This window comes from Psychromonas antarctica (assembly GCF_022267535.1).
Lineage (GTDB): Bacteria > Pseudomonadota > Gammaproteobacteria > Enterobacterales > Psychromonadaceae > Psychromonas > Psychromonas antarctica.
The window spans coordinates 1-9158 of sequence record NZ_JAHNZV010000106.1; the positions used below are offsets into that span (position 1 = coordinate 1).

Below are 9158 nucleotides of genomic sequence, written 5' to 3' on the forward strand. Positions count from 1 at the left end.
AAATTAACATTGCCGTGTGTTTTTTGTCCTTTTGCTGTCAATAATAAAAAATAGTCAGCAAAGCAAAAGACTTTTTGATTCGCAAAATTACGCTTATTTTAATCAGTGAAATGGCTGCCATTTTTACTATTAAAGCACTCTGTTTTTGTGCGGATGTTGATTTTAATAAGACGCTTCTGTTTGCTGACATAGCGATGCTAAAAAATACCCAAGCAAGCTCGTCAGTAGCGCAGTAAATTGGCAAAAGTAATATGAAATGGTTTTAACAGTTTTAAAATTTTAACTTCAGGAGAAAACAATGGATGACATCGTTGATTTATCGCGATTCCAATTCGCAATGACTGCCATGTATCACTTTTTATTTGTACCGCTTACACTTGGCTTGGCATGGATGTTGGTAATAATGGAATCACTTTATGTGATGACTAAGAAAGAAATTTACAAAGATATGACCAAATTCTGGGGAAAGTTATTTGGTATTAACTTTGCGATAGGGGTTACCACCGGCCTCACGATGGAGTTCCAATTTGGAACAAACTGGTCTTATTATTCTCACTATGTAGGTGACGTGTTTGGTGCACCTTTAGCAATTGAAGGGATGATGGCTTTCTTTTTAGAGTCAACCTTCGTTGGTTTATTTTTCTTCGGTTGGGATCGACTTAGCAAACTGCAACATCTTGCGTCTACTTACTTGGTGGCACTGGGATCAAGTATGTCTGCATTATGGATCCTAATTGCAAATGGCTGGATGCAGAACCCTGTTGGCGCTGAATTTAATTACGAAACCATGCGTATGGAAATGACCAGTTTTGCTGACCTTGTCTTTAACCCTGTTGCACAAGTTAAGTTCGTACATACAGTCGCATCAGGTTATGTCGCAGGCGCTATGTTTGTGCTCGCTATCAGTTCATATTATCTACTTAAAGGGCGAGATATCCCTTTTGCTAAGCGTTCTTTTGCTATCGCGGCCGCGTTTGGTACTGCTGGGATTTTGTCAACTATTGTACTCGGCGATGAAAGCGGTTATGAAGTGGGTGATGTGCAGCAAGTTAAATTAGCGGCGATTGAGTCAGAATGGGAAACACATCCTGCGCCAGCGGCCTTTAATTTGATCGGTCTACCTAATCAGGCTGAGCAGCGTACAGACTATGCGGTTAAAATTCCTTTTGCATTAGGTATTATCGCGACGCGTTCCATTGATGAGCAAGTGATTGGTCTTAAAGATTTAATGAAGGATCATGAAGTCCGTATCCGTAACGGCATGGTGGCTTATGGTTTGTTACAAAAATTACGCGCCGGCGATAAATCCGAAGAAAATATTGCTGCTTTTGAAAAGGTCAAGGTTGATTTAGGCTACGGTCTATTGCTCAAACAATATGCGCCGAATGTAGTTGATGCTAGCGAGGCGCAAATTCAGCAGGCTGTTGATGGCAGTATTCCCGGCGTTGCACCTATGTTTTGGTCATTTAGAGTGATGGTCGGTGCGGGCATCTTGATGTTATTTATCTTCTTGTTTGCATTTTATCAGTCAGCCCGCAGCCAGATCGGCAAAAATAAACTCTTTCATAAAATTTGTTTGTATAGCTTGCCACTACCTTGGATAGCCATCGAAGCGGGTTGGTTTGTTGCCGAATATGGCCGTCAGCCTTGGGCTATTGCAGAAATTCTACCGACCCATTTGGGTGTGTCGACACTTACAAGTGGACAAGTATTGTTTAGTATCATCGCAATTGCAGCTTTCTATAGTGTACTGTTAATGATTGAAATGTTCCTGATGTTCCGCTTTGCGCGCCTCGGGCCAAGCAGCTTAAAAACGGGTAAATATCACTTCGAACAATTACAAAATAAGCTGGGATAGGAGGCTATTATGTTTGATTACGAAACGTTAAAAATGTTGTGGTGGTTACTTATCGGTATTTTACTGATAGGTTTTGTTATTACTGATGGCTTTGATATGGGGGTTGGTGCGCTGCTGCCGATTATTGGTAAAACGGACGATGAACGGCGAATTATGATCAACAGCATTGCTCCTCATTGGGATGGCAATCAGGTTTGGTTAATTACCGGTGCTGGTGCTATTTTTGCCGCTTGGCCTGCTGTCTATGCGACTGCTTTTTCTGGATTTTATGCGGCCATGATGATCACTCTATTTGCGCTATTCTTTCGTCCTGTCGGTTTCGATTATCGCAGTAAAATTGAAGATCCGCGTTGGCGAAATAGTTGGGACTGGGCGATCTTTATCGGCGGTGTTGTACCACCTATCATCTTTGGTGTGGCGTTTGGTAATTTATTACAAGGAGTCCCTTTTGTACTCGATGAGTTTTTGCGTTCTCAATACCAAGGGGGATTTTTAGATCTGCTTAATCCATTTGCTTTATTAGTCGGTGTATTCAGTTTGACGTTATTTGTGCTACAAGGTTCAACTTGGTTACAGATGAAAACAGAAGGGGCATTACGCGAGCGTGCACGTTTAGTGTCACTTATCTGTGCGCCGATTGCGCTGGTTTTATTTGCCTTAGCAGGCGTTTGGATTGCTAACGGCATTGATGGTTATGTGATTACCTCTATCGGCGATCTGGGTGGCCCATCGAATCCGTTATTAAAAACAGCCGCATTGCAGCCGGGAGCATGGTTAGCAAATTACGATAAATACCCACTGACTATGATAGCACCGGCGATTGGTTTGCTGTTCCCGTTATTCACTTGGATTGCGAGTAAATATAACCGCAGTGGCTTTGCATTCTTTTGCAGTAGTATGATTCAAGTCGGCGTATTATTGACTTGTGCATTCAGCATGTTCCCGTTTATTTTGCCGTCAAGCATCGCTCCAAATGTTAGTTTTACTGTTTGGGATGCTGTTTCGAGTGAAAAAACACTTAATGTGATGACCATCGCTGCAGCCATTTTCTTACCAATAATATTGTCTTATACCACGTGGTGTTACCTAAAAATGTTTGGTCGTTTGGGTAAAGCATTTATGGAAAAAAACAAACATTCAGCATATTAGTACAGTTACTTTTTAAACACTTATTGAGGAAAATTCTATGTGGTATTTTGCGTGGATATTAGGGGTCTTATTAGCTTGTTCATTCGGTATTATAAACGGACTATGGCTAGAGCAGCTTGAAACCAATGAAAAAGAAGCACTACAAGCAGAAAAAAACGAAGATTAATGAGCTAAACGATTTTATGCAGTGCTGATAACATAGGTTTTGAAATTCACTTGGGGTTGTAGAAAGTGATTTTTTAGTTTTAATTTGCATGCTTTATTTTGTTTACTTCTATTATGTATATGTTTGTGCAAAGTGTTCTTTCATATTAAACAAAAAAAGGGCTATTAGCCCTTTTTTTGTGCTGGATAAATACAATTGTCGACAATAATATGCAATTATAGTAGCGTATAGCAATCTACAGTCATGGAAAAATAGTGTGTTAACTTCAACCTTAGCAGTACGAATATATTATGAGGATACCGATGCTGGTGGTATCGTTTATTATGCGAATTACTTAAAATTTTTTGAACGTGGTCGCACTGAACTTTTACGCAGCCAACATATTGAACAAGATCTTTTATTGCAAAAGAATATTGCCTTTGTGGTAAAAAAAGTAGAAATGGATTGTGTTAAACCCGCGCGATTTAACCAACTTATTAGCGTTAAAACTGAGGTTATACGATCACGCAGAGCAAGTCTTATCTTTGAGCAAAAAATCACCGCTGAAAGCGGAGAACTTCTTTGCCAAGCCGAAACTCTAATCGCCTGTGTTAATCTACAAAAAATGAAACCCACAGCTATTCCAGCTGAAATACTCGAGGTAATGCCCAGTGCAAACTGATATGTCTTTTATAGGTCTGTTTTTACAAGCAAGTTGGCTGGTTAAATTTGTGATGATGTTATTGTTAGGGATGTCTATTTATTCTTGGACGTTGATTTTTTCGCGTTCAAGAATGTTGAATGCAGTACAAGCATCTTTGACGCATTTCGAAGAGCGTTTTTGGTCAGGACATGATTTAAGCCGTTTATACAAAGAAACCGCTGCACGCAGTGAACGCATTGTTGGCGGAGAAAAAATATTTTACAGTGGTTTTAAAGAATATTCGCGACTGCACCGCACGCCCGGACGTACTGTTGATAGTGTGACTGAAGGGGCGCATCGTGCTATGCGAGTTGCTTTATCAAGGGAGGTTGAGGAAGTTGAAACCGGACTCCCTGCGTTAGCAACAATTGGTTCAATCAGTCCTTATATTGGCTTATTTGGTACTGTCTGGGGGATTATGAATTCATTCATTGCGCTAGGCCAAGTTCAGCAGGCAACGCTGTCGATGGTTGCACCAGGTATTGCAGAAGCCTTGATCGCAACCGCTATGGGGCTGTTTTCGGCGATTCCTGCGGTGGTTGCATATAACCGTTTTGCTACACAAGTCGGAAAATTAGAAACAGCTTATATTAATTTGATGGAAGAGTTCACTTCTATCTTACACCGTCAATCAATGACCGATGCTGAATAGGAGCGTATATGCAATATTCATATCCCAGCCTTAAAAAGCGTCGCGTTATTGCAGAAATCAATGTAGTACCTTACATCGATGTGATGTTAGTGCTGCTTATTATTTTTATGGTAACAGCACCATTGGTTACACAAGGGGTAAAAGTTGATTTGCCACAGGCCTCTGCACAGCCTTTACCGGACGATAGTAAGCCGCCACTAATTGCATCTATTGATAAACAGGGGCGTTATTTTTTAAATGTAGGTGAAAGTGGTGAAACGCCGCTCGATGGTCAAGAGATGAGTGCTTTGGTTAGCGCGCAGTTAGCATTAGATGCTAACGCACAATTTATTGTCAAAGGTGATGGCGATGTGGCTTATAAACGTGTTGTGGATTTAATGGTGTTATTACAAGAAGCTGGCGTTCCTTCTCTTGGTCTAATGACTGAGCCGAAAGAATAATGAAAAAAAGCTCATTACTTATCGCCTTTATTAGCGCATTGTCACTGCATCTTATTGTTGGTGGTTTATTGCTGAACAATATCGATTTCTCTTTACCTAAAGAAAAACCACTTACGCCAATTATTAATGCGTCAGTGGTGAGTCAGAAAATGTTTGATGATTTGGCGCAGCGTAAAGACGCGAAGGAATTAGCAGAGCAAAGAAGAAAAGATCTGCTAATCAAAGAGCAAGAGCGCATTAAACGTGAGAAGCAAAACGCTGAAAAAAAACGCAAAAAAAGAGAGTCGGAGAAGCGCGCTGCTGAGAAAGCAGAAGTACAGCGTCAGAAGAAAGAAGTTGAACGCATTCAAACTGAAAAAATATTAGCGGCTAAACAGTTAAAAGCTCAAAAAGAAGCGGATAAAGCCAAAAAAATTGAGAATGAGAAACGAGAGAAACGGGAGAAGCAACAAGCTGAGCAAGCCTTGGCAGATAAAAAAGTACGAGAAAAGCGCGAAAAAATAGAAGCTGAGCGTATTCAAGCAGAGAAAGTCGCGAAACAAAAAGCGCTTGCTGAGGCTAAAGAGAAAGCTGAAAAAGAGATAAAACGTAAAGCGGAGGCAGAGAAAGAGCGTCAGCGCCAAGCTGAACTAGACAAGCAAATGGCGGCTGAATTTGCTGATGAATTTTCTAGCGCGCAGAACGCTAAGCAGCTTTCTGAAATTGCACGTTATAAAGCGTTGATTCAAGATAAGATCGGTCGAAATTGGCAACTTGATCCTGATATGAAAGGTAAAACGTGTACCCTTGCAATTCGTTTGGCACCTGATGGTCTTGTTTTAAGTGTTAACCGGAGCCGTGGTGATACAAAACTTTGTGATTCAGCTAAACGTGCTGCTTTAAAAGCAAAAACTTTACCAATTCCTAAAGATTCTGAAATTGCACCACAGTTTCGGGATTTTGATATTACTTTAGAGCCTGATTTATAAGGAAGATTATATGTTTTCACGCCTTTCATTGTTATTCTTAATGCTTGTTATTTCCGTGCAGGCCAGTGCCCGTTTGGAGATAGTGATCACTGAAGGAGTAAACAGCGCAAGACCGATTGCTGTTATTCCCTTTAAATGGTTAGGGAGGGGGGACAAACCTGAAAATCTCTCCGAAATTATTTCCGCTGATCTGCGAAGTAGTGGTCAATTCAGCCCCATCTCAGTCGATAGAATGGCTAAAACGCCGTCGACGAGTAATAATCTTGATTATGCGTTATGGCATAAAATGGGCGTTGAGGCAATTGTAATGGGTGAGATAAGCACCTCAGAAGAAGCAGGTAAATTTGTTGTCACTTATGAGTTGTTAGATGTTGTTAAAGGTAACGTCGGGATCGCTGAATACAGCCCTGTATTAGATAAACGCCGCAGCACAGTGACAAAAGAGCAACTTCGTCAGTATGCTCACCGCATTAGTGATGTTGTTTATGAAAAATTAACGGGTGTGAAAGGGGCTTTTCTCACTCGTTTGGCTTATGTCGCAGTCGATCGTGAAAGTAGTCATCCCTATCAGCTGCGCATTTCAGATTACGATGGCCATGGTGAAAAACTAGTTTTACGCTCAAAGCAGCCTCTTATGTCCCCTGCATGGTCTCCAGATGGGCGTAAACTTGCCTATGTTAGTTTTGAAAAGCGTCGTTCACAAATATATATACAAGATCTGTATAGTCAAAAGCGTGAGTTAATCACCTCTTTCCCGAAGATAAATGGCGCTCCTAGCTGGTCGCCAGATGGCAAGCAATTAGCATTAGTTTTATCAAAAGATGGGCAGCCGGAGATTTATACCTTAGATATAAGCAGTAAAGTATTACATCGTGTTACCAATAATCGTGTTATCGATACAGAGCCAAGCTGGGCCCCCGATGGTAAAAGTGTGATTTTTTCATCGGAACGAGGTGGACGACCACAAATTTATCAAGTTGAGATCTCATCTGGTACAACAAAGCGTTTAACATGGGAGGGAGAAATGAATTTAGGTGGCGCAATTACCCCCGATGGTGATAGTCTTGTGTTAGTTAGTCGCCATAACGGAAATTATAAAATTTCAGTACAAGATCTTGGTTCTGGTGAGTTAAGAACATTGACGAAAACGCAGTTAGACGAATCACCAAGTGTCGCACCTAATGGTAGTATGATTATTTACAGTACTATTTTTCAGGGGAAACAAGGATTGGCGTTAGTCTCGATGGATGGGCGTTTTAAAGCAAATATTCCAGCAGAAAATGGTGATATTAAATCACCAGCATGGTCCCCATTTTTAAACTAAATTAATCTAGAGAAGAAAGGAAACAAAATGAATTTAACTATGATTTCGAAAAGCTTATTAATTGCACTGCCAATGTTAGCGTTAGGTGCATGTAGTTCAACTGGAGATACTGAGTCTGAGTCAACAACACAAACAGGCACAGAGCAAAGCACAGAAGCAACAATGGATAACACAGTGCAAACTGATACTATTGAAGCCGTCACGTTAACAGATGAAGAGTTAATGGTTCAAGAGTACACCGCCGCTATTTTAGAAACGACGATTAACTTTGATTTTGATAATGCAGTCATTAAGCCTCAATACATTAAAGTATTAGATGCACATGCTAAATATCTCTTAAATAACCCAAAAAAATCAGTGACAATTGAAGGCCATACTGATGAAAAAGGTACTCCAGAATACAATATAGCACTAGGTGAACGACGTGCTATGTCTGTTTCTACTTACCTTGAAAATATGGGTGTTGCATCCGCACAAATTAGTGTCGTAAGTTACGGCGAAGAGAAACCAGTTAACTTTTCTCATGACGAAGCAGCTTTGGCTGATAACCGTCGTGCAGAATTGACTTACTAATTATTGCGTATGAATAAAATTAAACCTAATGTGGTCATTTTTGTGGCCACTTTTTTATCTGCTTCTGTTTTTGCCGCCGCGCCTGTTAACGATGTGACGGTGAAAAAAAGTGATAAGCAGCTAGAGAGCCAGTTGCAGGAACTTACTCGGCTATTAGAGGCGCGTAATAAAATGCAGGTGCGCTTACAAAATCAACTTGATGGGCTCTCGCAAGAGATGAACCAAATTAAAGGGGGCCTTGCCCTGTTTAATCATAAAATTGAGCAGATTGAAAATCGCCAGCGTAATTTATATCAACTGATTGAAGAAAAAAACAAGCCATCAGTAGCGGTAGTTGAGAAGAATAACCGTACTGCGAACGCACCTGAAAATGAAAAAGTTGCTTATCAGAGAGCTGTTGATCTGGTGCTTGTTAATAAAGATTATGACCAGGCTATCACTGCATTTGAAGCGTTTGTGATTGATAATCCGAAGTCAAGCTATGTTGCTAACTCACAATATTGGTTAGGACAACTGCTCTATAAACAGGGCAAACGCACAGAAGCTAGAACTGCGTTTCTAATCGTTGTGGAACAATTCCCTGATTCGAGTAAACGACCTGACGCTTCGTTTAAAATTGGTATTATTGATGAGTATTTAGGTAACATAACATCAGCTAAAGATTTTTATCAAAAAGTATTAAAAGAGTACCCAGATACGTCTGCCGCGGGTTTAGCTGAGAAGCGGCTACAAGCGTTATAAAAGAATTTGTTAGTAAACATAAGTATACATTAGTCCTTTTTTGTTTGTTTTCTCGGCAAACAAACTAAAAAACACGGTTTTTTGTTGCGATATTGAAATTATTGTATATTATACGCCGCAGTTGATAGCGAAGTGTGACTAAGTTCATATTAAACCGTCATTATTAGTAAGGCCGAAAATATTCGAGCCGTTAGCTCAGTTGCTTTAGAAGTTAAATTTTAATTCACTTGTGTTGATAAGAGTCAAGGGTAACACCTTCGACTTAAGTAGTAAGACCGAAATATTCGGGCCGTTAGCTCAGTTGGTAGAGCAGTGGACTTTTAATCCATTTGTCGAAGGTTCAAATCCTTCACGGCCCACCACTTTTACGTTATGTAGAAGTCAATATTTTATTGAAAAATCCGAAAATATTCGGGCCGTTAGCTCAGTTGGTTTAGAAGTTAAATTTTAATCCACTTGTGTTGATAAGAGTCAAAGATAACACCTTCGACTTAAGTAGTAAGACCGAAATATTCGGGCCGTTAGCTCAGTTGGTAGAGCAGTGGACTTTTAATCCATTTGTCGAAGGTTCAAATCCTTCACGGCCCACCACTTTTACGTTATGT

General features: G+C 40.3%; 11 protein-coding genes and 2 tRNA genes. All 13 read left to right on the forward strand.

The features are described from left to right. Nucleotides 1-74 precede the first annotated feature (74 nt). The 13 genes from KSO91_RS14430 to KSO91_RS14490 all read left to right on the forward strand — a co-directional run bounded on the left by KSO91_RS14430 (nucleotide 75) and on the right by KSO91_RS14490 (nucleotide 9144). A complete protein-coding gene (locus tag KSO91_RS14430; protein WP_238743739.1) occupies nucleotides 75-236 on the forward strand; it encodes a hypothetical protein in 162 nt (53 codons plus the stop codon). A gap of 62 nt (nucleotides 237-298) precedes the next feature. Continuing rightward, nucleotides 299-1858, forward strand: a complete 1560-nt coding sequence (locus KSO91_RS14435) for a cytochrome ubiquinol oxidase subunit I (protein ID WP_238743740.1) — start codon at nucleotides 299-301, stop codon at nucleotides 1856-1858. Between the two features lie 9 nt (nucleotides 1859-1867). Next, nucleotides 1868-3007 (forward strand): cytochrome d ubiquinol oxidase subunit II, encoded by a 1140-nt coding sequence (gene cydB / locus KSO91_RS14440; protein WP_238743741.1) that lies wholly within the window; start codon nucleotides 1868-1870, stop codon nucleotides 3005-3007. 37 nt (nucleotides 3008-3044) lie between these two features. Continuing rightward, a complete protein-coding gene (cydX, locus tag KSO91_RS14445; RefSeq protein WP_238743742.1) occupies nucleotides 3045-3173 on the forward strand; it encodes a cytochrome bd-I oxidase subunit CydX in 129 nt (42 codons plus the stop codon). 256 nt (nucleotides 3174-3429) lie between these two features. Then, on the forward strand, nucleotides 3430-3834 hold the full coding sequence (gene ybgC, locus KSO91_RS14450; RefSeq protein WP_238743743.1) for a tol-pal system-associated acyl-CoA thioesterase: 405 nt from the start codon (nucleotides 3430-3432) through the stop codon (nucleotides 3832-3834). Then, on the forward strand, nucleotides 3824-4507 hold the full coding sequence (gene tolQ / locus KSO91_RS14455; protein WP_238743744.1) for a protein TolQ: 684 nt from the start codon (nucleotides 3824-3826) through the stop codon (nucleotides 4505-4507). The genes ybgC and tolQ overlap by 11 nt, the downstream gene beginning before the upstream one ends. An 8-nt stretch (nucleotides 4508-4515) precedes the next feature. After that, nucleotides 4516-4947, forward strand: a complete 432-nt coding sequence (gene tolR, locus KSO91_RS14460) for a protein TolR (RefSeq protein ID WP_238743745.1) — start codon at nucleotides 4516-4518, stop codon at nucleotides 4945-4947. After that, entirely contained in the window at nucleotides 4947-5915 is a 969-nt protein-coding gene (gene tolA / locus KSO91_RS14465) for a cell envelope integrity protein TolA (protein WP_238743746.1), read from the forward strand. The genes tolR and tolA overlap by 1 nt, the downstream gene beginning before the upstream one ends. A 10-nt stretch (nucleotides 5916-5925) precedes the next feature. Next, nucleotides 5926-7239: a Tol-Pal system beta propeller repeat protein TolB gene (gene tolB / locus KSO91_RS14470; RefSeq protein WP_238743747.1), complete on the forward strand. Its 1314-nt coding sequence runs from the start codon at nucleotides 5926-5928 to the stop codon at nucleotides 7237-7239. Nucleotides 7240-7266: 27 nt separating this feature from the next. After that, a complete protein-coding gene (pal, locus tag KSO91_RS14475; protein WP_238743748.1) occupies nucleotides 7267-7812 on the forward strand; it encodes a peptidoglycan-associated lipoprotein Pal in 546 nt (181 codons plus the stop codon). 9 nt (nucleotides 7813-7821) lie between these two features. After that, nucleotides 7822-8553 carry a tol-pal system protein YbgF gene (gene ybgF, locus KSO91_RS14480; RefSeq protein ID WP_238743749.1) on the forward strand — a complete coding sequence of 244 codons (732 nt, stop codon included), beginning with the start codon at nucleotides 7822-7824 and terminating at the stop codon, nucleotides 8551-8553. 286 nt (nucleotides 8554-8839) lie between these two features. Beyond that, nucleotides 8840-8915, forward strand: a tRNA-Lys gene (locus KSO91_RS14485). A 153-nt stretch (nucleotides 8916-9068) separates the two neighbouring features. Continuing rightward, nucleotides 9069-9144, forward strand: a tRNA-Lys gene (locus KSO91_RS14490). Nucleotides 9145-9158: the final 14 nt, after the last annotated feature.